Source organism: Mesorhizobium sp. M7A.F.Ca.ET.027.02.1.1, from assembly GCF_004022985.1.
Taxonomy (GTDB): Bacteria; Pseudomonadota; Alphaproteobacteria; order Rhizobiales; family Rhizobiaceae; genus Mesorhizobium.
The window spans coordinates 1-23016 of sequence record NZ_RZOL01000057.1 but is presented as its reverse complement, the minus strand read 5'-3'; the positions used below and the strand labels follow the sequence as shown (position 1 = coordinate 23016).

Sequence of the window (23016 nt, the reverse complement as noted above, 5' to 3'; positions counted from 1 at the left end):
GCGTCACCACGATCATGGTTACGCACGACCAGGAAGAAGCATTGTCGTTGGCCGACCGCATTGTAGTCATGAACCATGGCGTCATCGAGCAGGTCGGCAGCCCGACTGAAATCTATCGCCATCCCAGGACGCTGTTCGTCGCCGATTTCATCGGCGAGACCAACAAGTTCGATGCGACGGTAGGAGCAGATTCGGTAGGCTTTGGGACGAAGGCTTTCAGATGCGCGCCGCACAGCTTTGCGAACGGCGAAGCAGTCGTCGCCGCCATTCGGCCGGAAGACGTGATTCCACACGGGCCGGGCTCGCGCTCGCCCGGAGCACCCGATGTGGTGAAGACTTCGGAAAACCTGATCGAAGTGACCGTCGGTGAAATGGAATTCCTGGGTTCGTTCTGGCGCACCCGGCTGCGCGGCGGAGAGCTTGGAGACGAGATTCTGATCGCCGACTTCTCGGTCAACGCCACGCGGCGTCTCGGCCTCGCCGAAGGCGGAGCGCTAACGGTGGAACTGCCCGCCGACCGACTGCTTGTCTTCCCGCAAGGAGAGCGCCATGGCGGCGGCAACTGATATCCTGATGCCGTCCGGTCGGGCGCTTCGACAGTCGCTCGACAAGGACGAGTTGATCAAGCGCGGCCTGCTGGTCGTCATCTCGTTCTATCTGGTCCTGTCGCTGGCAGCCCCGCTCTACGTGATGCTGTCGAAATCGTTCTCGACCTACAGCTTCGATCTTGGCGCGTTCGAATTCCAGGTCAGCGACAAGCTCGGCAATTTCGGCGAGCCAGTGACGGCCGCCGCTCTGAACGAGAAACTCGCCGCGGTCCCGCTAGAAAAGCTTGCGACCAGTTCCGATGGTCGGCTGCCGGCCACCAGCTTCTTTCCGGATTTCAGTTTCCGCAGCCCGGTCAAATACAAGGTCCGCGGCACCACCGATGACGCTTATTTCCTGATCGGCACGCAACTCCATCGCGGCACCGAATGGCAGGAAGTCGATTCGAACACCTTTCGGCGCATTATGCTGAGGCCGGCGCGCGAGCTTGGGTTGGACAACTACACAACCTACTTCTCGACGCCAACGCTGTTCCGCTCGATCCAGAACTCCTTCCTGATCGCGCTGAACAGCACCATCATCACGGTCGGCATAGCCTTCGGCTTCGCCTACGCTTTGAACCGAAGCAAGATGCGCTTCAAGGGCCTATTCAGGCTCATCGCCATGGCTCCCATCCTGGTGCCGTCGCTACTGCCCGGCATCGCCCTCATCTATCTGTTCGGCAACCAGGGCCTGTTGAAAAGCCTGCTTGGCGGCATATCGATCTACGGTCCGTTGGGGATTGTCGTCGGCTCGATATTCTTCACCTTTCCCCATGCTCTGATCATTATCTCGACGGCACTGGCGATCTCGGACCAGCGCCAATATGAAGCCGCCGCTTCGCTGCGCGCCAGCAAGTGGCGGACGTTCTGGGTCGTTACCATTCCGGGCGCGCGCTACGGTTTGATCTCCGCGGCGTTTGTCGTGTTTACGCTCGTCATCACAGATTTCGGCTTGCCGAAGGTCATCGGCGGCCAGTTCAACGTGCTCGCCGTCGATATCTACAAGCAAGTGATTGGTCAGCAGAATTTCGAGATGGGGGCGGTGGTCTCGGTCATCTTGCTGATCCCGGCCATCGCCGCCTTCTTCGTCGACCGCCTGGTCCAGCGCAGGCAGGTTTCGCTCCTGTCGGCCCGCTCGGTGCCTTACGAGGCAAAACCCAATCGCCGCTTCGACCTGGTCTGTCTGGCTTATTGCAGCCTGGTCGCGTTGTTCATCGCCGGCATCATCGGCATTTGCCAGTACGCCGCGCTGGTCAAGTTCTGGCCCTACGACCTCAGTCTCAGCCTGAAGAATTTCGCGTTCGGTCGCATGGATGGCGGGGGCTGGGCTTCTTACTACAACTCGATCACGCTCTCGTTGCTGACCGCTGTGTTTGGAACCGTCATCGTCTTCGTCGGCGCTTACATCGTCGAAAAGACCGAAGGCTTCAGGACCGGACGGGCAGCCTTCCACTTCCTCGCCATGCTGCCGATGGCGGTGCCGGGGCTTGTGCTTGGCCTGGCCTATATTTTCTTCTTCAACAATCCGGCCAATCCGCTGCACGCGATGTACGGCACAATGGCGATCCTGGTCGTCTGCACCGTGACGCACTTTTACACGGTCGGTCATTTGACGGCCCTGACGGCGCTGAAGCAGATCGATCGTGAATTCGAGCCGGTCGCGGCCTCGCTGAAGCAGCCTTTCTATCGCCTGTTCACGCGGGTGACAGTGCCGATCTGTCTGCCGGCAATCCTTGACATCTCGATCTATCTTTTCGTCAACGCCATGACGACGGTTTCCGCGGTGGTCTTCATCTATACAACACACACGGCGCTCGCCTCGGTCGCAGTGCTCAACATGGACGACGCTGGCGACACCGCGCCTGCCGCTGCCATGGGCATGATGATCTTCTACACCAATGCATTCGCGCGGATCATTCACGTGGCTGTTTCGAAAGGTATCCTGAAAAGAACTCAGGGTTGGCGGGTACGGTAATGAAATGCTCTAGGACTTTCCCAAGTCTCAGCCCTGCGCCGGCCTGCGTTCGACGATGTAGATGTGGTCGGCCGCCAGCACCACTTCCCCGCGCTGGTTGATCACCTCGCAGCGTTCGATCACCCGTCCCGACCCCGGCCTCTTCGGGTCGTCTTCCCTGGCCGTAATTGTGGTGCGCGTCCGGATCGTGTCGCCGATGAACACCGGCTTGACGAAGCGCAGCCGGTCGTAGCCATAGGAAAAGGCGACAGGATTGATGACGGTTGCCGTCAGCCCGATGCCGACCGAGAACACCAGAGTGCCGTGCGCAATGCGCTGGCCGAATGGCGTCGTCTTCATGAACTCGGCGTCCATGTGGTGCGGGAAGAAATCGCCGGTGTGGCCGGCATGGACGATGAAGTCGGTCTCGGTGATGGTGCGGCCGCTGGTCAGGCGCGACGCGCCAATCTCATAGTCTTCGAAATACTGTATCTGTTCCATCAGGGTCTTTCCGCGATCGGCGTCGCCGGTGCCGCACTCGACTGATACGCCGCCTCGACCAGCGCCATCGTGCTCCAGGCATCCTCGGCCGGACTGATCAGCATAGCATCTTCTCCGGTGGCAAAACGCTGGACATTGGCCATGCGGCCGACGAAGGCGTCTGGAAACCACTCGCCGGCCAAGGGCACCGCGACCCAGTCCGTTCCACCCTTGGGGTAAATCTCCAGCACATCCGGCTCACCTGTGGGATAATCGAGGTTGAGACCCAGCTTGAGATAGGCGGCACCTTCTGTGCCGCAGATGCGGAACTCGCAGGCCTGGTGCCGGCGGCCGAACTTGTGGTCGTGGTTGATCGACAGCGCGCAGCGCACGGTGTCGCCATAGTCGAGAATGGCGCTGGTGCGCGTCTGCGCCACGGCATGGTTGGGATGGCCGAGCGTCTTGGCGTGCACACCCTTGGGGTCGCCGAGCAATTGCCTGATCAGGTCGAGATAGTGGATCGAATGCATGGCGATCTCGACGCGCGGCGCCTTGAGCAGGAATTCCCAAAGCTGCCACGGTGTCGCCAGCGCCAGCCAGGCATCGAAGTCGACGATCTCGCCGAGCCAGCCCTTGCCGACGGCATCCTTGAGCGCCAGCATCATCGGCGCGAAGCGCAATTGGAAGTTCACCGCTGCGTGCAGCTTCCGGGCACGGCAGATCTCGAGGATCGCGGTCGCCTCGGCAAGATTGCTGCCCATCGGCTTCTGGATCAGCGCCACTGCGCCATCAGGCAAGGACTTCAGCACATCGGCATGACGCGACGGCGGGGTGGCAAGGTCGAAGATCGCGCCCTCGACGGCGGCAGCTTCTTCGACCGAGCCAAAGGCCGTCACGCCCCATTGGCTGGCCAGCTTTTCAGCCCTGGCATGATCAGGATCATAAAGCCCAGCTACTGGAAAGCCGGCCTTCCTGTAGGCCGGGAAATGCGCGTCGCCGACGATCGATCCGGCGCCGAAAGTGACGATCGGCCGGGGTTTTGAGGGTTTTGGCCAAGATTGAACGAGCAAGGCAGGGTCGAAACCGCCTTCAATCATGATGGAAGACCTCGTCCATCTCGGCCCACCACTCGCCCTCTTTGCGCGTCGCCAGCGGCTCCTGGCATGGCATGCAGACCGCCCACCATTCCTGCGTCTTCGGATCGGCCGCCATGTTCGCCATGTCGGCCTCGTAGTCGCTGCCGTGGTATTCGAAGGTGCTGAACAGCAGGTTCTCCGGCCGCTTCAGGTAGATCGAGTAGTTCTTGATGTTGCAGGCGGAGATCATGGCCAGCACGTCGGGCCAGACGGCGGCATGGAGGCGGACATACTCCTCGACCTTTTCCGGCTTCAGCCCCAGAACCATCCCCATCCGCTGCATATCAGTCTCCTATTTCGTGATCGCCGTGGTGAATTCGGCGATGCTCATGGCCTTGACCGCGTCCCAGTCCCAATCGATGCCGATGCCCGGCTCGTCGGGCGCCAGCGCCTGGCCATCCTCGATGCGGAGGCGCTTGCCGGTCAACTGGTCGAGCTGCGGAATGTACTCGACATATCGGCCGTTCTGAACAGCGCAGGTCAGGCTGACATGAAGTTCCATCAGGAAATGCGGGCAGACCGGAATGTCGAAGGCCTCCGCCGCGTGCGCGATCTTGAGCCAGGGCGTGATGCCGCCGATGCGGCCGACATCGACCTGCACGATCGAGCAGGCGCCTTTCTGCATGTATTCGCGGAAATGGCGAATGGAGTAGAGCGACTCGCCGATCGCGATCGGCGTCGGCGTCGAGTTCGACAACCTGATATGCCCATCGATATCGTCGGCCGGCAGCGGTTCTTCGATCCAGGCGAGATCGAGCTCACGCAGCCTTGCCGCGCGCCGGATCGCCTCGTCGACCGAGAATCCCTGATTGGCGTCGGTCATGATCTCATAGCCGTCGCCGACCGCGTTGCGCACCGCCGACAGACGGGCAAGATCTTCCGAGCCGTGTGGCCTGCCGATCTTAACCTTCGAGCCGCGAAAGCCCTTGGCCTTGGCGGCCAGTGCGTCATCGACAAGTGCTGCCGTCTCGATGTGCAGCCAGCCGCCTTCGGTCGTGTAAAGCGGGCACCGGTCCTTGGCGCCGCCAGCCAGTTTCCACAACGGCAGGTTCTGCTTCTTTGCCCGTAGGTCCCACAGTGCTGTATCGATGGCCGCGATGGCGATGGCGGTGATGGCGCCGATGGTTGTGGCATGCGTGGCGAATTCGAGATCGTGCCAGATCGCCTCGATCATGTCGGGGTCGCGGCCGATCAGGCGCGGCACCAGATGGTCGGACAACAGCCGCATCACCGACGAGCCGCCGGTGCCGATCGTGTAGCTGTAGCCGGTGCCGACCGCGCCGTCGGAATCGGTGATGGTGACGATCGGCGTTTCCTGGCTGACGAAGCTCTGGATCGCGTCGGTGCGCTTGACCTTGGGCACAAGGTCCACCATCCGAAGGTCGACTTTCTCAATTTTGGTCATGCCGATCAGCTCCGCAATGTCTTTCCGGTCTCGGTGGCAAACAGATGGGCCTGCGACATGTCGAGGCTCATGGCGACGCGCTCGCTCGGCCGCAGTGGCCTCGGGTTCAGCATGCGCGACACCCAGTCCGTACCGTTGAATTCGACGAACACCAGCGTCTCGTTCCCGAGCGGTTCGGTAACGGTGATCGGCAGTTCGATCTGGTGGACGTCTGCCGCGCCACCGGAACTGATGCCATGGCCGGTCGGATAGATGTCGTCCGGCCGTAGCCCGAACACAACCTTGTCGCCGGTCGTGACATTGGCCTTGAACTGAGCGGGCAGCGGCAGCTTTTCGCCGTTGGCGAAAACCATCTGGCCGTCATCGATCGTGGCCTCGTGCAAATTCATCGGCGGCGAGCCGATGAAGCCGGCAACGAAGCGGGTTGCCGGCCGCCGAAAGACCTCGTCGGGCGTGCCAACCTGTTCGATATGGCCGTCGCGCATAATGACGATGCGGTCGGCCAGCGTCATCGCCTCGACCTGGTCGTGGGTGACGTAGATCACCGTCGACTGCACCTTGGCATGCAGCTTCTTGATCTCGGTGCGCATCTGCGTTCGCAATTTGGCGTCGAGATTGGAAAGCGGCTCGTCGAACAGGAAGACGTCTGGATCGCGCACGATGGCGCGGCCCATGGCGACGCGCTGGCGCTGGCCGCCGGACAGTTGTGAGGGGCGGCGATCCAGCAGCGTGTCGAGGCCGAGGATGGCCGAGGCCTCGGCGACGCGGCGCTCCATGTCTTCCTTGGCGGCACCGGCGATCTTCAGAGAGAAGCCGAGATTTTCGCGCACCGTCATGTGCGGATAGAGCGCGTAGGATTGGAACACCATCGAAATGTTGCGCGAGCGTGGCGGCAAATCGTTGACGATGCGCCCGCCGATCTCGATCGAGCCGGCGCTGATCTCTTCCAGCCCGGCGATCATCCGCAGCGTCGTCGACTTGCCGCAGCCGGAGGGGCCGACCAGCGCGATGAACTCGCGGTCGGCGATGTCGAGATCGATGCCGTGCACGATCCCGACAGTGCCGTAGCGCTTGGTCAGCTTGGTGAGGGTAACGGTTGCCATGGTATCAGCCTTTCACCGCGCCGGAGGTCAGGCCGCCGACAAGGTGTTTCTGGACGACGTAGGTGAGGGTGAGCGCCGGGATGATCATCACCACGGCCAGCGCGCACATGCCGCGCCAGTCGATGGTGAACTCGGCCGTGTAATCGAGTAGGCCGACCGGCAGCGTCTTGGCGCTCACCGAACGGGTCAGCTGCGAGGCCAGAGCGAACTCATTCCAGCAGGTCAGGAAGGCGAAGATCGCGGCCGACGCGATGCCCGGCCCGGCAAGCGGGAACTCGACCTGCCAGAACGCCTGCCAGCGCGTGCAGCCATCGATCTGCGCGGCCTCCGCGAGGTCCTTGGGCACTTGACGGAAGAAGCCGTCGATCAGCCAGATCGTGAACGGCACGTTGAGCGCGACATAGGCAAGGATAAGCCCGAAATGGGTGTCGATGATGCCAAGCCGCACATAGAGGAAAAACAGCGGCAGCGAGAGCGCAATGCCCGGCACGGTGCGCGTCAGCATCAGCCCGAGGAAGACGCTCGATTTGCCGCGGAAGCGGTAGCGCGCGAACGCATAGCCGCCGGCCATGCCGATGGCCACTGCAATGATCGTCGAGGTCACCGAGATGATCAACGAGTTGCGGAAATATTCGATCACTGGAATGCCGCCTTTGCCGATACCGCTGAACATGGCGACATAGGCGTCGAACGAAATCTCCTGCGGGATCCAGACCGGCGGCTTGGCCATGATCTCGACCGCCGGCCGCAGCGACGAGAGGACGATCCACAGGCCCGGCAGGCAGATCGTCAGCATCGCCAGGAACAGGCCAATGCGATAGACGATGCCCAGCAGCCGGCGCTTCAGGCGGGCGGAAGAATTCTCGTCCATCTTCACCACTCCGCACCAATCTGCGTGCGCGCCGCGGCGAGCTTGTTGAAGAAGTAGACGGTGAAGGCGATCGACAGCAGGATCGAGAAATAGGCCATGGCGTTGGCCATGCCCATGCGCCCGTCGCTGTAGGCGGTGCGGGCCACCAGGGTCCATAGCAGTTCGGTGCGGCCCGCCGGTCCGCCATCGGTCATGATCTTGACGATGTCGTAGGCGCGCGCCACGTCGAGCGAGCGGATGGTCATGGCTATGTAGGCGAAAGGCATGACGAACGGCCACGTCACATAGCGGAATGTCTGCCACGGCGTGCAGCCGTCGACATGCGCCGCCTCGATCGGCTCCTTGGGCATGGCGAGCAGGCCGGCGAGGATCAGGATGGCGAAGATCGCCGTCGACGACCAGATCTCGGCGATCGAAATCGCGATGAAGGCGAGATGGCCCTCGATCAACCACGGTATGGCGTCCTGCGTAATGCCGAGCGACTGCAGCGCATTGTTCACCAGGCCGATATTGTCGTTGAACATGAACTTGAACTGGAAGCCGACGAGGATTGGCGAGAACATCATCGGGAACATCATCAGCGTGCGCAGGATGCGCTGGCCGCGTGTCGCTTTCTCGACCAGCATGGCAAGCCCAAGGCCGAGCAGCATTTCGAGATTGAGCGCGATGGTCAGTAGCAGCACCGTGCGGCCGAACGCCCACCAGAAATCGGTGTTGGACAGGATCGAAAGATAGTTCCGGATGCCGATGAAGACGTAGAATGTCTCGGGCTTGGTCAGGCGGAACGGCGTGAAGCTGGAGTAAAGGGACAACAGCAACGGCACAACGACAACTGCCGCCAGCACGATCATGGCCGGAAGCAGCAGCAGGAATGGCGCGGATGGCTTGAAGCCCTTCATCAGAATCCTTGAGGTGTTTGCATTTGGACGGCGGTGGGTGGGCCGGGTGCGATGGGTTAGCGCAAACCGCTGGCCGCGAAACGCGATCGCCTCCCCCATTACCAATGGGGGAGGCGGCCTTGGGAGCCGTTGCTAGAGCTTGCCGGCGTCCTGGAGGATTTGCGTCGCCTTGGCGGCCGCTTCATCCAGTGCCTGCTTCGACGTCTTGTCGCCGAGGATCGCCGCCTGCAACTCGGGATAGACAGCATTCGAGATCTCGATCCATTCGGGCGTCTGCGGCACGGCAAAGGCGTGCTTGGCCTCTTCCTGGAAGGCGGTAAGAACCTCCTTCTTGTAGGGATCGTTTTCGGCTTGCTTCAGGTCCCAGTCCCACACTGCGGTGCGGGTCGGCAGCGGGCCGGCGGCAGCCTCGAGCTTCTGGCTGTCCTCGTTGGTGAGCCACCAAACCAGGGAAGCCGCGGCCTCCTTGTTGGGGCAGTTCTCTGTCACCGAGAAGCCGTGGAAACCGGACCAGCCGGTGCGCTTGCCGGACGAGCCCTTCGGCGCGACCTTGACGCCGACATTGCCGGCGACCTTCGACGACTTCGGATCGTTGAAGAAGCCGGCCCAGCCCGGCCAGTCCAAATTGATGGCGACGGTGCCGGACGCAAAGCCCTGGCCGAGATCGTCCCAGAGGTAGTTGGTGGTGCCGGCCGGCACGGCCTTGGCCTTGTAGAGGTTGACGAACCAGTCGAGCGCCCGGATGCCGGCCTCGGAATTGAACACCGGCTTGCCGTCCTTGTCGAGATATTCGCCGCCTTCGGCAACGACCATTTCGTAGAAGCGGCCGTTGATCGCCTCTTCCTTGCCGGCAAACTGCGTGCCGTAGAAATTGGGCGGGTTGGCGAAGAACTCGGCCTGGTCGGTGACTTCCTTCCAGGTGTCCGGCGGCACTAGGTCATAGCCGTATTTCGCCTTGAACTTGGTCTTGTTGTCGGCGTTCTCGTACAGGCTCTTCTGGTAGTAGAGCGCCGAAACGTCGAACTGCGCGCGCGGCAGCATCTCCAGCTTGCCGTCGATGGTTGCGGACGTGATCGTCGACGGCACGAAAGCGTCGATCTCCGCCTTGGGAAGCAATTTGCTGAGGTCGGTGTAGAGGCCCGTATATTGCGGCGCGAAGGACGAATGGTTCCAGCCGACGCACCAATTGGTGCTGCCCGAAGCGATGTCGGACTTGAGCTCCTTGTCGATGTCGAAGCCGTTCTTCTTGGTCAGGATGTTGACCTTGGCCCCGGTCGCCTTCTCCCATTCGGGAATGCGCTCGTAGAGTTTTTCATATTGCTGGCCGCCGATCAGCTTCACGTCGACGGTCACGCCTTCGAACTTGCCGGGCAGGTCGCCGGCAAGGGCAGCGCCTGCACCTGACGCAAGCATCAATACGCCGGCGGACACGCCGGAAAGCAGTCTGTTCATTGGTATCCTCCCTTGGTGCGCCTCAGCGGCGACCGCAACTCGTCTGATGACAAGAAGTGCTACATTCATATACAAACAAAACATTCACGGATACGTCAAGGCGAAATTTGTTTCCGCCAGGCGTGTTCCTGCGTATATGAAGGGTGAAATTCACTGGAGGGATGAGCCATGGACGACAGCGAAGACGAGCGCTATCGCGCGCCGGCGCTCGACAAGGGGCTCGATATCCTCGAACTGCTGGCGGGCGTCGATGGTGGTCTGACGCAGGCCGAAATCGCCAAGAAACTCGACCGCAGCCCCAACGAATTCTACCGCATGCTGGACCGGCTGGTGCGGCGCGGCTACGTCACCAGGCTCGACGGCGACCGCTATTCGCTGACGCTCAAGCTGTTCGGCCTGGCGCAGTTGCATGCGCCGGTGCGGCGGCTGGTTTCCTACGCCACGCCGCTGATGCGCGAACTGGCCGAGACTTCGCAACAGGCCAACCAACTTGTTGTTTTTGATCGTGGTTCTGCCGTTGTCATCGGCCAGCAGGAGGCACCGAACTACTGGGGCATCTCGATCCGTGTCGGCTCCCATATCAGCCTGTTCGACACCGGGTCGGGGCATGTGCTGCTCGCCTTCCGTTCACCGGAAGAGCGGCAGATGATGATATCGGAACACGTCCGCAGCACCGACAAGACGGCGCAATCGGCCGAGTTCTTCACCCGGCTCGACCAGATCCGCGACCGCGGCTACGAGATGATGGCCTCGATGCAGACCGCCGGCGTCTTCAACCTCTCGGCTCCGGTGCGCAGTTCCGACGGCAAGGCGCTCGCCGCGCTGTCGATTCCCTACATTACCGTCGTCAACGCGCCTTCGGCGCCCGACATCACAAGGACGATCGAGCTGCTGCTGGTCACGGCGGAAAAGCTGTCGCACCTCGCCGGCTCTGCAGTCGGCGCATCGGTGTGAATTCTTATTTGAATGAAAAATTCCTCCGTGAGATGATTTGAAAACCCGGAGGAGGAGCCAGCCATGATCATCGACACCCATCTGCATCTCATCGATCGCTCGGCCCTGCGCTACCCCTGGCTCGACGGCGTGCCGGCGCTCAACCGCGATTTCTCTTACGACGAATACGCTGTGGAAGCGCGCCGTGTCGGCGTCGAGCGCGTGCTGCATATGGAAGTCGATGTCGATCCGGACGACATCGAGGCCGAGACCGCTCGAGTCGAGGGGCTGTCACGGCAGCCCGGCAGCATGCTGGCCGGAGTGATAGCGTCCTGCCGTCCTGAAGAGGCGGATTTTCCCGCCTATCTCGAGCGCCAGCGAGCAACTCCTTTCGTCAAAGGCTTCCGCCGCGTCCTCCATGTCGTGCCCGACGATCTCTCGGAAGGCATGCTGTTTCGTGACAACATCAAGCTGCTTGGCGGCACCGGCTTGACCTTCGATCTCGTCGTGCTGCCGCACCAGATTCCCAAAGCGATCGCGCTGGCCGACCTGGCACCCGATGTCCAGTTCGTCCTCGACCATTGCGGCGTGCCCGACATCAAGGGCGGAGCCGAGCATCCGTGGCGCGAGCATATGAGCGAGATCGCCCGGCGCCCGAATGTCATGGCCAAGATTTCCGGTGTCGTCGCCTATGCCGATGCCGGCAGCTGGACGGTCGAGACGCTGCGCCCTTACGTCGAGCACACCATCGGTGCATTCGGCTGGGATCGCGTCGTCTGGGGTAGCGACTGGCCGGTCTGCACGCTCGGCGGCGGCCTGTCGACCTGGGTGGCGGCTACCCATGCGCTGCTTGCCGGCTGCAGCATTGCGGAACGCGACAGGCTGTTGTCCGCGAATGCGCGCAAGCTGTGGCGACTCGACTAGCCCTGCTGCCTCGCGGTCTCGTCAGATCGTCGTCGAGACGTGCCGCTCGCGACCATAGAACGAGACCAGCAGCACGATGATGAAGCCGAGCGCGGCCTGCACCGCCGAGGGCTGGAAGCCGAGGCCGATCAGCAGCGTGTTGATTTCGGTCAGCACCAGCACGCCGGCGATGGTGCCGAGATAGCTGCCGCGGCCACCGACAAGTGCTGCGCCGCCGACGACCACAGCCGCGATGGTCTGGAACAGGTAGGGCTGGCCGACATCGCCATAGGCCGAGCCGGTGAAGCCGAGCAGCAGCACGCCCGCGACGGCGGCGAAGAAGGCGCTTGCCGCATAGGTGATCACCCACATGCGAACCGGGTCGATCAGCGCCAGGGGCGCCGCGCCCGGATTGCTGCCCAGCGCATAGAGCCGGCGGCCATAGGGGGTTCGCTCCAGCACCAGGACGACGAGTGCGGCCAGCACGACCAGGCTCGGCACCAGCCACGGAACCGGCAGCGGCCCGGCCGATCCGCCGATCGACACGAAGCTTGAAACCGCTTGCGGCGCGGAGCCCGACGGGAAGCCGGCTGTCCACAGCAGCACCAGCCCTTGCACGACCATGCCGATGCCGAGCGTGACGATAAGCGGCTGGATGTCGAGGCTGCGCGAGATCAGACCGTTCAGCCCGCCGATGATGATCGCCAGCACGCCGACGAGGCCGCAGACCAGGACAAAATTCCAGCCATCGCCATAAAGCTGCGCCGCCACGACATTGGCAAAGCCGATGACGAAAGGGATCGATAGGTCGATGCCGCCCATGATGACGACCAGCGTCTGGCCGATCGAGGCGACGGCGAGCAGCGAGGCGAGCACCAGCATGGCGCGTATGGCAAACGGCGCGGAGTAGCCAGGAATGAGGACCGTGCCGGCAAGGTGCAGAAGGGCGGCAACACAAAAGGCGCCGACGACGCGGGCGTTGGTTGTGGCGAACAGGTTTCGGCGCAAAACCATGTCAGCGACCCCTCATGGCTAGACGTTCCTGCAGCGCTGTCAGCATCACGGCCAGCACCAGTATGGCGCCATAGGCGATCTGCAGCACGAAGGTCGAGACGTTGAACGTCGTCAGCACGCTTTGCAGCAGGAAGATGTCGATGGCGCCAATGGCGGCTCCCGCGACACCGCCACGACCGCCAGCCAGGCTGACGCCGCCGAGCGCTACGGCGGCGATGGCGATCAGCGTGTAGGTCGGCCCGATGTTAGGGTCGGCGGAGCCGATCAGCGCGGTCAGCATCAGCCCGGCGCATCCGCCCAGGATGCCGGTCATGACATAGGCGATGAAGCGCACGCGCGTGACATCGACGCCGGCGGTGTAGGCGGCGCGATCGTCGCTGCCCACCGCCATCAACTGGTCGTAGTAAGGGGTGCGCCGCACCAGCCACCAGGCAATGAACATCAGTGCCAGCGGCAGCATCGACAGCGGACCGGACAGTGCCTTGAGCCAGGCCGGTGCGGGACCGATCGGCGCCGGCAGGATTGTTAGCGTCACGCCGGTGAGGATCAGATAGGTGCCGAGCGTCGCGACGATCGGCTGAATGCGCACGATTGTCGCGAGAAAGCCGTTCGCAGCACCGACCAGCGCGCCGACGAGCAATGCAGCCGGAACGAGCACCAGGGGTGATGAGATGCCGGCGCCGAGGAACAGCACCTGGATCGCCAAAGCGTTGATGAAGCCCATCAATGGCCCGACCGAGATGTCGATGCCGCCACGCCCGGCGAGGATGACAGGCGTGGACGCAATGGCCGCACCGATCAAGGGCGCCGCCAATCCGACCAGCGCGCCCCAGGAACCCGGCTGGAACCGCCCGGGGCTGAGGATGAGATTGACCGCGAGCAGCACGACCAGCAGCACGACCGCGAAGCCGAAATTTCGCCCAAGGGACAGGAGGCGCGCAACAGGGTTCATGCCGCACGTCCGAACATGGCTGATATCACGCTGTCGGTGGTGAGCGCGTCGCCGGAGATCTCGGCCGTGACTTCATTCTCACGGAACACCAGCACGCGCTGGCACAGGAGAAGAATCTCCTCGATTTCACTGGATAGGATGACGAGCCCCATGCCGTCGGCCGCCAGCCCGCGAAACACGTCGTAGAGCACATGCCGCGTCGCCACGTCGACGCCACGCGTCGGATCGTTGAGGAGCAGGATCGCGGGCTCCAGCGCCAAGGCCCGCGCCAGCAGCACCTTCTGCTGGTTGCCGCCCGAAAGAGTGGTGATCGGCGCATCGGGCCGGGGTGCGGCGATCGACAGTTTTTCGCGGTAGATGTCGTACCGCGCCTTGCGCGCCGCGGGGCTGATCAGCCCGAGCCGAGTGTCGCGCGACAGAGTCGAAACGGCGAAATTGTCGAGCACCGACTGCGTCGGGAAAATGCCGTTGGCGCGTCGGTCGCGCGGCAAATAGGCGATGCCGCTGGCGACAGCCTTGCGAAACCCGGTAATCTTGCGGGAGGCACCCGATGAACCGAGTTCGATCGAGCCGCCATGGGGCGGTTCCAGGCCGGCAAGCATCTTGAGAAACAGCTCCTGGCCATGACCATCGAGACCGGCAAGCCCGACGATCTCACCCGGAGCGATGGCCTGCGTGATCGGGCTGGCGCCGGGCGCGATGACGAGTTCCCGAACGGCAAGACCACCAAAATCGAGAGCAGTGCGATCAGCCATGCGCCAATTCCGCAGCGGTACGTGGCGCCATCGCCTTGAGAAGTTCCGCCGGCGTGGAAGCGCCGCGCTCTTCGGTGCGCACCACGCTGCCGCCCCGCAGGATCGAGATGCGGTCCGAAAGCGACATCACCTCATCCATGCGGTGGGTGATGAACAGGATGAGGCAGCCTTCGCCGGCAAGCGCACGCATCAACGAAAAAACCGATTCGCGGTCGGCGAAGTCGAGCGCGGCGGTGACCTCGTCGAGGATCAGGATCTTTGGGTTGCGCACGATCGCGCGGGCGAGAACGACCAATTGCTGCGCGGCAAGCGGCAGCAGGCCGGCTGGCTTGTCGAGGGGGACGTCGGTGACCGCGAAGCGCTTCAGCGCGGCTTCCGCCCGGTCACGGCGCTCATGACGGGGAACGGCACGCCGGACCAGTCCGTCGAGGCCGAGCAGGATGTTGTCGGTCACGCTGCGATCCGGCGCGATCAGCACCTCCTGGAACACCGTGGCGAAGCCTTGCGCCTGGAAGGCCGATGGATTGGCGCCAGGGAATGGCTTGCCGTGCAGCAGGATCACACCGCTGTCCGGCTGGACGATGCCGGACAACAGCTTGACCATCGTGCTCTTGCCCGAACCGTTCTCGCCCAGAATGGTGTGGATGGTCCCCGCCCGGAACGCGATCGATGCGTCCGCGAGCGCGATCGTCTCGCCATAGCGTTTGGATATGGTTTTGATTTCAAGCATGTCACGATTCGATGCTGGCAGGCCGGCTCCGCGAAAGGAGCCGGCCTGCTGAGAGGCTAGTTCGCGCAGCGCTATTTTGCGCAGGCGTCGGGGACCTTCGAATAATCCCAGCCCTTGGTCGGCGCCGGGTTCGAGAAATAGGCGTCGAGCCATTCCTCCGGCATCGGATCCTTCGGCGGGATCGGGAAGATCGACACGGCATCGGTCGTCATGCAGTCCTTGTACCAGGCACCGAGATCGGCGGTGTGGACAGGCGGGATCGGGATCAGCAGCGTGTTCAGCTTCGGCTTCTGTCCGTCGAGCATGCGCTCGCCGACGCGGAACAGCGTTTGCGCGGTCCAGTGCGGCAGCACCGCATGGCCTTCGAAGCGGTACTTGTCGGGGTTGGCCTTCCAGTAGCCCAGCGCATCGCCGGTGATCGAGCCGGTGATCAATGGCGCCGGCCGGCCGGCTTCCGCGAAGGCTTCGGCAACGACACGGCTTTCGCTGCCGGTCGTCCACACCGCATCGATCGGCGCTGGGTTGGTGGCGATCGCCTGCAGCACCACGGTCTTCGTGACGTTGGCCGTCCAGTTGCCGTTGACGTTGCGCGAAATCTTCAGCTTCGGGTTTTCGGCCAGCGCCTTGTCCGCGCCCTGGCGCTCCTGCACCACGATCGGGTGTCCGGCAATGCCTTCGACCAGGAGGATGCTGGCGCCGTCCGGCTGCGCCTTGCCGATCGCCGTCATCATGTCATAGCCCCAGCGCGCATAGTTGGAATCGACATTGATTGCGTTCGGGCTGGTCACCGAGCCGGCCGCGGTGATGAACGGAATGCCGGCTTTGGCGGCAGCGTCGATCGCATCATCGAGTGCCGTCGCCGAGCCCGGGATCGAGGTGATGATCGAGCACTTCTTGTCGATGAAGGCGCGGATCTGGTTGATCTGCTGGCTGGCGTCGTTGTTGGAATCAGACCCCTCGAAGCTGGACCCCGTTCGGTCGGCGATCAGTCCGTCGACAAGACGCTTCAACTCCTTGGTCACCGTGACCCGCCACGGATTGCCCTGGTATGATTCCGAGTGGCACCATTTCCACGGTTTCGGCGGCGCGGTGAAATTGTCCCAGGCCGAAGGCAGCACCTTCTGGGGCGCGCCGTCATACTGCGCCTTGAGTTCGGTCGGCAGCCCGCCGATGACGCCTTGCACATCCTGGGCAAAGGCGGTCGTTGCAAGCGAGGCAAGCGCCGTTGCGGCCAGCAGGCCGCGGATCATTCCTGTCATTCTTGTTCTCCTCCGTTCGGTTTGGTTCAGGCTCCTCCACCGGCAGCGCCGGACACCTGCGCCGGGAAACTCTCCCGAAACAGGCGATTGAGATCGGCAACGACCTGTCGGGCTTGATGCCGGGAGGTCATGCCGGAAAGGATGCGTTCGGACGCGGCCTGCTGGAACGGCATGTAGCCGTCATGGCGCGGCCGCACCCATGCGCCCTCCAGCGTCGCGCGCGTATCCCGATAGAAGTCGCCGGTCGCTTCATTGACGGCTTGATCTTCCCAGGCCGCTGCATGGCCGGGCTGGCCCCCGGCAGCGGCATAGGGGCCGCGCTGGACATCGCCGCTCGCGACCCAATAGGCGAAGTCGATCGCGGCATCCCTGGCTTTGGAAAAGGCTGAAACCGCTATGCCGGTGCCGCCAAGCGCCGAACCGACAGGGCCGCCGGAATCGATGACCGGAACATCGGCAAAGGCCAGCCGGTTCGCCCGAAAGCCAGCCGCCGCATAGGAAACGTAGCCATAGATCAGTGGCGCGCAGACGAATCTGGAACTGGCCTCCGCCATACGTTCGGAGACGGCAATCGGATCCATCTCGAAGCACGCGGGATCGACCCGCGCTGCAATCTCGCGCATTGCCTCGAAGACTTGGCTACCGATCTCCGCATCGATCAGATCGTGGGACGGATCGGTCGTGCAGGCATGCCCGAGATTGCCGGCAAGCGTGTAGAAAACCATCAACACGTGAGGCGGCCGCAGCGGCAGCAGCACGCGGCCTTGCCGGGCGAGATCGAGCACCTCGCTCCAGCGCGCCGGCGGCGCCTCGAGCGCATCCGGCCGCCATGCCTGGACTTGGGCCGCCGCATCGATCGGGAAAGCCCATTGCCGTCCTTGCCAGTTGTAGCTCGGATAGGACTGGCCGACGCTGCCCGAGGCAAGGGCTGTGCGCTCCGCCTCGCGGCCGGCGACATCCAGCGGCTCCAGGCAGCGTTCAGCGGTGATCTGGCCGACATGCGGATGGTCGATGACGATGAGGTCATAGGCGCGCGCCAGTTCCTCGACCGGGAAGGATTCGAAGTCCTGAAGTGAGCGCTTGTCCCATTCGATCACGACGCCGGTCTTCTGCTGCCATAGCGACGAGCAGGCGACCATCGGATCGTAGCCACGCGGATGGCTCCAGGTCATGCCCTTGAGGATGGGCACGCTCACAGGCCGAACTCCGCGCGGATGGCGGCACTGTGCTCGCCGATGCGGGGCGCCGCCCGATCGACCTTGGCCCTTATGCCATCGACCCGGAGCGGCGAACTGGTGGTGAGGATCGAGACATCGTCCTCGCGCGTCACAGTCTGCAGCATGTCGAGGGACTGGAACCCTTCGCTCGCCAGCATCTCCGGCCAGGTCAGCACTTTGGCGCACCAGATGTCGGCCGGCTCGAGGATATCAAGCCACTCATCGATGGTCTTGGTCGCGATCCGCTGCGCGATGATCGCCTTGATGTCGTCGCGCGCGGTGAACCAGGATGCCGGCTTGTCACGATAGGGTGCGAGTTCGCTGAGCGACAAGAGATCGGCCAGCTTGGGGATCGGCGTCATGGCGATGGCGAGGTAGCCGTCCTTGGCCGGATAGACACCGTAAGGCGCCGACAGATAGGCATGCGCACTGCGGAAACTGGAGCGCCTGGGCAGCCGGCGGCCGTCATTGAGATGCGTGGTCAGCACCTCGAACTGGAAATCGACAAGCGCTTCCAGCAGGCTGGTTTCGATGTGGCTGCCCTGACCGGTGATACCGCGCCGCACCAGTGCGGCCAGAATGCCCTGCGCACAGGCCGCACCGGCCAGCATGTCGCCGATGGCGAGGCCGAATGGCACCGGCCCCTGGTCCTCGTCGCCGTTCAACCACATCACGCCGGAACGCGCCTGCGCCAGGAGATCCTGGCCCGGGCGTTTGACCCACGGGCCGTCCTCGCCATAGCCGCTGATCGAGGCATAGACCAGCCGTGGGTTGACTTTGCGGACCGCCTCGTAGTCCAGGCCGAGCCGTTCGATGACGCCCGGCCGGAAATTCTGGATCAGTACGTCGGCCTTGGCCAGAAGGCCGCGCAGCGCCTCGAGGTCGGCCTCGTTCTTGAGGTCGATGGCAAGGCTTTCCTTGGCCCGGTTGATGGCATGGAAGATGGTGGAATCGCCGCCGATCTCGGTGTCGCTGAGATAGAGCCGGCGCGACAGGTCGCCCCCATCCGGACGCTCGATCTTGATGACACGCGCGCCGAGATCGAGCAGCCTGAGCGAGCAATAAGGCCCGGACAGGAACTGGCTCATGTCGACGACGACGAGACCGGCGAGCGGCAATTCGGCTGCTGCCGGCATCGTTATTTCTCCGTCTTGCCGACGAAGTCGGCCGGGTTGCGGTACTTCACCGTCTGCAGATGCTCGCAATAGAGAACCAGCTCGCCTTCGCCCTTGAACACCTCGTAGCTGGCGCGGATCAACCCCATCTCCTGGTAGCGGGGCTTCTTGTCGAGATTGGAGCGGATCGAATAGATCGTGTCGCCAATGAAGACGGGTTTTATGAAGCGGAGCTTGTCGTAGCCATAGGAAAAGGCGTTGACGCAGTTGGTGGCGACCAGTCCCAGGCCAGCCGAGAAGACGAAGGCGCCGGCGATCAGCCGCTTGCCGAAAATGCCTTCGCTCTCGGCAAACATCTGGTCCTGCACATAGGGGTGGATGTCGAGCACCAACGTGTTGAACAAATGACTGTCGCCTTCGGCCATGGTCCGTCGCAACGAGCGGATCTTCTGCCCGACCGGCCAATCCTCATAGAACCAGTTTTCGGCGTTCCATACCGGCAGCGCGGCATGATCCGCCGGCATGTTCTTGGGATGCGTCGAGGCGACACCGACGGTGGATGCGAAATCGTTCATGACCGAATCCGCCAGTCCTGCCGAAGGGACCGCGCAACCATTTGAACACGCATTAAGGCGCCTGAATGCAAGACGTCTCCTCCCGTCAATCTTCTTTTGTAAATAGTATTTTCACATATGGGGTTGCGTTGCAAGCGTGAACAGGCGAAATTTTGGCTGCTCCCGCGCGCCGAAGCGCAGGCGGGCAGGGAGGAAAATCATGCACAAGGATTGTCTGGTCTTTGTCGGCAGCCTGAACCGGGAGGCGCCGTATTTTCAGGGCGCTCGGGGCGTCGGCCTCAGCGTCTACAGCTTTGACGAGACGACGCTGGAAACCCGAAAGCTGGCTGAAGCCGATGACGTCGACAATCCAACCTTCCTCTCGGTGACGCCGGACGGTTCACACGTCTACGCCAATTCGGAAGTCTTCACCTGGCGCGAGGGAACTGTCTCCGCCTACAGCTTCGATCGTGCCTCGGGCGCGCTCACCTATCTGAACAAGCAGCCGTCGCTGGGCAGCATCACCGCCCATAACTCCATCACCCGCGACGGGACAAAACTGCTGGTCGCCAATTACGGCATGGGCGAGGGCGGTCCGGATCGCGCGGTGGCGGTCTATGGCTTAGAGGAGAGTGGTGCCTTGTCGGCCCCGCTGGCCAGCGTCTCGCATTCCGGCAGCGGCCCGAATGCGGCACGGCAGGAGCGCTCGCACGCCCACAGCGTCACCGAAACCATCGGCGGGGGAACAGCCATCGTCGCCGACCTCGGCATCGACCGGCTGGTGTCCTACCGGATCGGGCACGACGGCAACCTGGCCAAGCTAACCGAATCCGCTTTGCCATCCGGCGCCGGTCCACGCCACCTCGCACTGCATCCGAACGGACGCTTCGTCTTCGTTATGAACGAGCTGGATTCGACCATCGTGGCGATGGCGCTGGACGAAGCCTCGGGCAAGCTCACGCTCATCGACGCCAAGCCGGCGGTGCCAGCCGAGGCGCGCGACAGCAACCATTGCGCCGACATCCAGATCTCGCCGGATGGCCGTTTTGTCTACGGCTCCAACCGTGGCCATGACAGCGTTGTCATCATGGCGGTCGACCAGCAGACGGGTTCGCTGAGCCTCGTCGGCTATATCTCTTGTGGTGGCGCGACGCCGCGCAATCTGGCGCTGACGCCGTCAGGCGGCCATCTGTTTTCCGCCAACCAGAACGCCGACCGCATCTCGATCTTCGCTCGCGACGCCGAGACCGGCATACTCAGCGACACCGGGCGCGCCATCGAGATCGGCACGCCGATGTGCGTCAAGATCGTGCGCTGAACACCGACAACCGCGAAGCCTTGGACAAAATCGCCCGGGGCTCAAGCCTGTTGTATTGCCGAGAGCTTCCAGTTCGAGCCATTCTCACGCACGAATGTCCACAGCTCGGTCGTCTCTGTCGGATGATCATCGTCGCCCGCGACGACCTTGCCGCTGGCCCGTTCGCGCGTCACGTCACGAGACTCGTAGCGCAATGCGGCCGTGGCGTAGTCGCGGTCATCCTCACGCCAGCTTTCAGCGACGTCGGCCTGCAGCAACGTGATGTCCGTTACCTCGTTCCTGAGACCTTTCTGGGCATTGTCGGCCAGCTCTTCCGACAGATAGGATACCATTTCGGGGGTAACAGCCCGGCGCAGAGCGGCATGGTCTTCGCGCCCGAATGCTTCCTGGACATCGGTCAACAGCTGCTGGAATGCGTCGAGGTCGGTCTGAGCCAGCGTGATCTCATCAGAACCGATGGCCGGAGAGCTTCCGCCCGAACCACCGCCAAAGCCGGGAATTGTGAAGGAGCCTGCAGTCTGCTGCCCTGCCGTTGCGCGGTTCTCAAATCTCGAAGCCTGGGCATTGCCGGCACCGGCGAGCGCTGGCGCAGGACCACGCGCCGATTGCGAGCGGAAGAAGCGGATAGCCAGCATGATCGCGCCACCGATGAGCAGGGCCTGAAGCAGGAAACCGAACATGCCGGCCAGGCCGCCGAAGCCTTGGCCGACGAGCAGGCCGATCAGGCCGCCGAGCAGCAGGCCCCGCATCATCGTTCCACCGAAACCGCTCATGAAGCCGGGCCTCTGCGGGCCTGCCTGCGGCTGCCGGGCCGCGTTGTTCACACCGGTGTTGGGCGTCATCGAACGCTCGACTGGAGCGGTCGGGGCCGGTGCGGTCCTGGTCGGCGGTGCCGATTGGAACGTGCGCATGCCACGACTGCCGAAACTGCCGCCGCGGCGCGCCTCGGCATGGTCTATCGCGACCATCGAAAACGCCAGGAACAGTCCTGCAAAGAGGGCTGCAAATCGGCTTGTACGGGAAGTCATCGGAGATGAACCTTTGTCTCTGCGGTTTCGGAAATTTTCAGCCGTCGCCGGGTGCCGGCGTTATACGGTCAATCGAACAACTCTTCGAAAAATGATTTCTTCCGCTTTGGATAGCGGTGGCCGTGGGAGCGGGAATAATCGTCGTCGCGGCCCTGGCCGTGTTGCGGCTGGGAGAATGCTGCCGGCTGTGGCTGCGGCGCCGGCGCCGCTTCCCTGCCGGAACGCTCGATGATCTTGTCGAGTTCTCCCCGATCAAGCCAGACGCCGCGGCACTGCGGACAATAGTCGATTTCGATACCCTGGCGTTCGCTCATCACGAGCGCAACGCGGCAGGAGGGGCAAGTCATGCCAAGGAGAGAAGTAGATGTCATACGGCGCTCCAAACCAAAAAAGAAGGAACCCGCTCGACCGAAAAGGATGAAAACGGGCCCGTTACAGCGGTCCGACATCACAGTCGCCAAAAGCGACAGTCAGAGGGGCCCGGCCCGCAGGGGACAATTAGGAATGCAGCGCCGCGCCTTCAAGGGGCGATATTGCCCGCAAGAGTGATTTGTTCGCCATCTCGCTCAGACCGTGACCACGATTTCAAATCGTCACCACGATTTCAGATCGTCACCACGATCTTGCCGAACTGCTCGTTCGACTCCAGGTGGCGATGCGCCTCGACGATTTGGTCGAACGCGAAGGTCCTATCGATGATCGGCTTTAGAGTCCCGGTCTCGAGTCCTGCGAGGATGAAAGCCTTGGCGGCCTCCAGTTTCGCCGGGTTGCCGGTGATCTCGTGGACGAGATAGCCGCGCAGCGTCAGCGTCTTGGCCAGCACGGCGAATAGCGGAAACGGTGTCGGCGCCTGGCTCAGTCCGCCATATTCGATGAGGATGCCGCTATGCGACATGGCCGCCGTCAGCGGCTCGAAGATCGGGCCGCCGACCGCATCGAACACGACGCGCACGCCTCGCGGCCCGGCGATCTGGTTCAACCGCGCCGCCAGATCTTCCTCCGTCGAGGCCACGACTTCGGCCGCACCGGCGTCGAGCAGCGCCCGCATCTTCGCCGATGTTCGCGTCACCGCAATCGTCGTCGCGCCCACACTGTTGGCGATCTGGATCGCGGCAAGCCCGACACTGCTCGACGCCGCGGTGATCACCACGTGGTCTCCGCTGTGCAGCCCGGCGATATCGATCAGCGCGCCATAGGCGGTGAGGTATTGCATCCAGACCGCCGCTGCCGTTTGCCAGTCGAGCGACGGCGGGTGCTTGACGATAAGTTCCGCGGGATAAGTGGCAAGCTCGCCATAGGCCGGCCAGCGGATCATCGATTGCGGCGGGATGACACTGACGCCGTCGCCCGG

24 protein-coding genes are annotated in these 23016 nt (G+C 63.0%); 5 read left to right on the top strand and 19 right to left on the bottom strand.

The window, feature by feature from the left end; all coding sequences use genetic code 11:
- Together EN749_RS09565 and EN749_RS09560 are read left to right on the top strand one after the other, a co-directional pair.
- Nucleotides 1–566 (top strand): TOBE domain-containing protein (locus EN749_RS09565; RefSeq protein ID WP_128363013.1); only part of this gene is annotated, 566 nt, incomplete at its 5' end.
- Complete coding sequence (locus tag EN749_RS09560) at nt 550–2562, top strand: putative 2-aminoethylphosphonate ABC transporter permease subunit (RefSeq protein WP_128363012.1); 2013 nt, start codon at nt 550–552, stop codon at nt 2560–2562. The genes EN749_RS09565 and EN749_RS09560, both read left to right, overlap by 17 nt.
- Nucleotides 2563–2589: 27 nt before the next feature.
- Here EN749_RS09560 and EN749_RS09555 read toward each other — a convergent pair whose 3' ends face one another.
- The 8 genes from EN749_RS09555 to EN749_RS09520 form a co-directional block, all read right to left on the bottom strand.
- Nucleotides 2590–3045, bottom strand: a complete 456-nt coding sequence (locus tag EN749_RS09555) for a MaoC/PaaZ C-terminal domain-containing protein (protein ID WP_189367433.1) — start codon at nt 3043–3045, stop codon at nt 2590–2592.
- On the bottom strand, nt 3042–4115 hold the full coding sequence (locus EN749_RS09550; protein ID WP_189367431.1) for a Gfo/Idh/MocA family oxidoreductase: 1074 nt from the start codon (nt 4113–4115) through the stop codon (nt 3042–3044). Before EN749_RS09550 ends, EN749_RS09555 begins: the two co-directional genes overlap by 4 nt.
- A complete protein-coding gene (locus tag EN749_RS09545) occupies nt 4111–4440 on the bottom strand; it encodes an L-rhamnose mutarotase (protein ID WP_128363009.1) in 330 nt (109 codons plus the stop codon). Before EN749_RS09545 ends, EN749_RS09550 begins: the two co-directional genes overlap by 5 nt.
- 9 nt (nt 4441–4449) lie before the next feature.
- Nucleotides 4450–5562 carry a mandelate racemase/muconate lactonizing enzyme family protein gene (locus EN749_RS09540; RefSeq protein ID WP_128363008.1) on the bottom strand — a complete coding sequence of 371 codons (1113 nt, stop codon included), beginning with the start codon at nt 5560–5562 and terminating at the stop codon, nt 4450–4452.
- A 5-nt stretch (nt 5563–5567) separates the two neighbouring features.
- Entirely contained in the window at nt 5568–6665 is a 1098-nt protein-coding gene (ugpC, locus tag EN749_RS09535; RefSeq protein WP_127811136.1) for a sn-glycerol-3-phosphate ABC transporter ATP-binding protein UgpC, read from the bottom strand.
- 4 nt (nt 6666–6669) lie between these two features.
- Nucleotides 6670–7536, bottom strand: a complete 867-nt coding sequence (locus tag EN749_RS09530) for a carbohydrate ABC transporter permease (protein WP_128363007.1) — start codon at nt 7534–7536, stop codon at nt 6670–6672.
- 2 nt (nt 7537–7538) lie between these two features.
- The gene (locus EN749_RS09525) at nt 7539–8435 is read right to left on the bottom strand and encodes a sugar ABC transporter permease (protein ID WP_128363006.1); all 897 of its coding nucleotides are present in this window, start codon (nt 8433–8435) and stop codon (nt 7539–7541) included.
- Nucleotides 8436–8567: 132 nt separating this feature from the next.
- On the bottom strand, nt 8568–9887 hold the full coding sequence (locus EN749_RS09520) for a sugar ABC transporter substrate-binding protein (RefSeq protein WP_128363005.1): 1320 nt from the start codon (nt 9885–9887) through the stop codon (nt 8568–8570).
- 168 nt (nt 9888–10055) lie between these two features.
- On the opposite strand from EN749_RS09520, the gene EN749_RS09515 reads away from it, so the two are divergent.
- On the top strand, nt 10056–10841 hold the full coding sequence (locus EN749_RS09515; RefSeq protein ID WP_128363004.1) for an IclR family transcriptional regulator: 786 nt from the start codon (nt 10056–10058) through the stop codon (nt 10839–10841).
- Nucleotides 10842–10904: 63 nt separating this feature from the next.
- Complete coding sequence (locus EN749_RS09510) at nt 10905–11744, top strand: amidohydrolase (RefSeq protein WP_128363003.1); 840 nt, start codon at nt 10905–10907, stop codon at nt 11742–11744.
- A gap of 21 nt (nt 11745–11765) precedes the next feature.
- Here the strand turns inward: EN749_RS09510 and EN749_RS09505 are convergent, their stop codons facing one another.
- From EN749_RS09505 to EN749_RS09470, 8 genes are all read right to left on the bottom strand, one after another.
- Nucleotides 11766–12737 carry an ABC transporter permease gene (locus EN749_RS09505; protein WP_128363002.1) on the bottom strand — a complete coding sequence of 324 codons (972 nt, stop codon included), beginning with the start codon at nt 12735–12737 and terminating at the stop codon, nt 11766–11768.
- 1 nt (nt 12738) lies between these two features.
- Complete coding sequence (locus EN749_RS09500) at nt 12739–13689, bottom strand: ABC transporter permease (RefSeq protein ID WP_128363001.1); 951 nt, start codon at nt 13687–13689, stop codon at nt 12739–12741.
- Complete coding sequence (locus tag EN749_RS09495; protein ID WP_128363000.1) at nt 13686–14444, bottom strand: ATP-binding cassette domain-containing protein; 759 nt, start codon at nt 14442–14444, stop codon at nt 13686–13688. The genes EN749_RS09500 and EN749_RS09495 overlap by 4 nt, the downstream gene beginning before the upstream one ends.
- Nucleotides 14437–15174, bottom strand: coding sequence for an ATP-binding cassette domain-containing protein (locus EN749_RS09490; RefSeq protein WP_127267483.1), 738 nt, complete (start codon nt 15172–15174; stop codon nt 14437–14439). The genes EN749_RS09495 and EN749_RS09490 overlap by 8 nt, the downstream gene beginning before the upstream one ends.
- 71 nt (nt 15175–15245) lie before the next feature.
- Nucleotides 15246–16433 (bottom strand): ABC transporter substrate-binding protein, encoded by a 1188-nt coding sequence (locus EN749_RS09485; RefSeq protein WP_128362999.1) that lies wholly within the window; start codon nt 16431–16433, stop codon nt 15246–15248.
- Nucleotides 16434–16459: 26 nt separating this feature from the next.
- Nucleotides 16460–17629 (bottom strand): extracellular solute-binding protein, encoded by a 1170-nt coding sequence (locus EN749_RS09480; protein WP_128362998.1) that lies wholly within the window; start codon nt 17627–17629, stop codon nt 16460–16462.
- Entirely contained in the window at nt 17626–18786 is a 1161-nt protein-coding gene (locus tag EN749_RS09475) for a CaiB/BaiF CoA-transferase family protein (protein WP_128362997.1), read from the bottom strand. Before EN749_RS09475 ends, EN749_RS09480 begins: the two co-directional genes overlap by 4 nt.
- A gap of 2 nt (nt 18787–18788) precedes the next feature.
- A complete protein-coding gene (locus EN749_RS09470) occupies nt 18789–19340 on the bottom strand; it encodes a MaoC family dehydratase (protein WP_127270127.1) in 552 nt (183 codons plus the stop codon).
- 199 nt (nt 19341–19539) lie between these two features.
- Here EN749_RS09470 and EN749_RS09465 point away from each other — a divergent pair, with 199 nt between their 5' ends.
- Complete coding sequence (locus EN749_RS09465; RefSeq protein ID WP_128362996.1) at nt 19540–20637, top strand: lactonase family protein; 1098 nt, start codon at nt 19540–19542, stop codon at nt 20635–20637.
- A gap of 41 nt (nt 20638–20678) precedes the next feature.
- Here EN749_RS09465 and EN749_RS09460 read toward each other — a convergent pair whose 3' ends face one another.
- The 3 genes from EN749_RS09460 to EN749_RS09450 form a co-directional block, all read right to left on the bottom strand.
- Nucleotides 20679–21665: a Tim44 domain-containing protein gene (locus EN749_RS09460; protein ID WP_128362995.1), complete on the bottom strand. Its 987-nt coding sequence runs from the start codon at nt 21663–21665 to the stop codon at nt 20679–20681.
- A 68-nt stretch (nt 21666–21733) separates the two neighbouring features.
- Nucleotides 21734–22036: a zf-TFIIB domain-containing protein gene (locus EN749_RS09455; protein ID WP_127397117.1), complete on the bottom strand. Its 303-nt coding sequence runs from the start codon at nt 22034–22036 to the stop codon at nt 21734–21736.
- Between the two features lie 233 nt (nt 22037–22269).
- On the bottom strand, nt 22270–23016 hold a 747-nt coding region (locus EN749_RS09450; protein ID WP_128362994.1), incomplete at its 5' end, for a zinc-dependent alcohol dehydrogenase family protein.

Bases quoted from the DNA above. Each gene is read 5' to 3' on its own strand.
- EN749_RS09560 (WP_128363012.1), top strand. From the start codon at position 550: ATGGCGGCGGCAACTGATATCCTGATGCCGTCCGGTCGGGCGCTTCGA.
- EN749_RS09545 (WP_128363009.1), bottom strand. From the start codon at position 4,440: ATGCAGCGGATGGGGATGGTTCTGGGGCTGAAGCCGGAAAAGGTCGAG.
- EN749_RS09540 (WP_128363008.1), bottom strand. From the start codon at position 5,562: ATGACCAAAATTGAGAAAGTCGACCTTCGGATGGTGGACCTTGTGCCC.
- ugpC (WP_127811136.1), bottom strand. From the start codon at position 6,665: ATGGCAACCGTTACCCTCACCAAGCTGACCAAGCGCTACGGCACTGTC.
- EN749_RS09530 (WP_128363007.1), bottom strand. From the start codon at position 7,536: ATGGACGAGAATTCTTCCGCCCGCCTGAAGCGCCGGCTGCTGGGCATC.
- EN749_RS09525 (WP_128363006.1), bottom strand. From the start codon at position 8,435: ATGAAGGGCTTCAAGCCATCCGCGCCATTCCTGCTGCTGCTTCCGGCC.
- EN749_RS09520 (WP_128363005.1), bottom strand. From the start codon at position 9,887: ATGAACAGACTGCTTTCCGGCGTGTCCGCCGGCGTATTGATGCTTGCG.
- EN749_RS09515 (WP_128363004.1), top strand. From the start codon at position 10,056: ATGGACGACAGCGAAGACGAGCGCTATCGCGCGCCGGCGCTCGACAAG.
- EN749_RS09510 (WP_128363003.1), top strand. From the start codon at position 10,905: ATGATCATCGACACCCATCTGCATCTCATCGATCGCTCGGCCCTGCGC.
- EN749_RS09505 (WP_128363002.1), bottom strand. From the start codon at position 12,737: ATGGTTTTGCGCCGAAACCTGTTCGCCACAACCAACGCCCGCGTCGTC.
- EN749_RS09500 (WP_128363001.1), bottom strand. From the start codon at position 13,689: ATGAACCCTGTTGCGCGCCTCCTGTCCCTTGGGCGAAATTTCGGCTTC.
- EN749_RS09495 (WP_128363000.1), bottom strand. From the start codon at position 14,444: ATGGCTGATCGCACTGCTCTCGATTTTGGTGGTCTTGCCGTTCGGGAA.
- EN749_RS09490 (WP_127267483.1), bottom strand. From the start codon at position 15,174: ATGCTTGAAATCAAAACCATATCCAAACGCTATGGCGAGACGATCGCG.
- EN749_RS09485 (WP_128362999.1), bottom strand. From the start codon at position 16,433: ATGACAGGAATGATCCGCGGCCTGCTGGCCGCAACGGCGCTTGCCTCG.
- EN749_RS09475 (WP_128362997.1), bottom strand. From the start codon at position 18,786: ATGCCGGCAGCAGCCGAATTGCCGCTCGCCGGTCTCGTCGTCGTCGAC.
- EN749_RS09470 (WP_127270127.1), bottom strand. From the start codon at position 19,340: ATGAACGATTTCGCATCCACCGTCGGTGTCGCCTCGACGCATCCCAAG.
- EN749_RS09465 (WP_128362996.1), top strand. From the start codon at position 19,540: ATGCACAAGGATTGTCTGGTCTTTGTCGGCAGCCTGAACCGGGAGGCG.
- EN749_RS09460 (WP_128362995.1), bottom strand. From the start codon at position 21,665: ATGACTTCCCGTACAAGCCGATTTGCAGCCCTCTTTGCAGGACTGTTC.
- EN749_RS09455 (WP_127397117.1), bottom strand. From the start codon at position 22,036: ATGACATCTACTTCTCTCCTTGGCATGACTTGCCCCTCCTGCCGCGTT.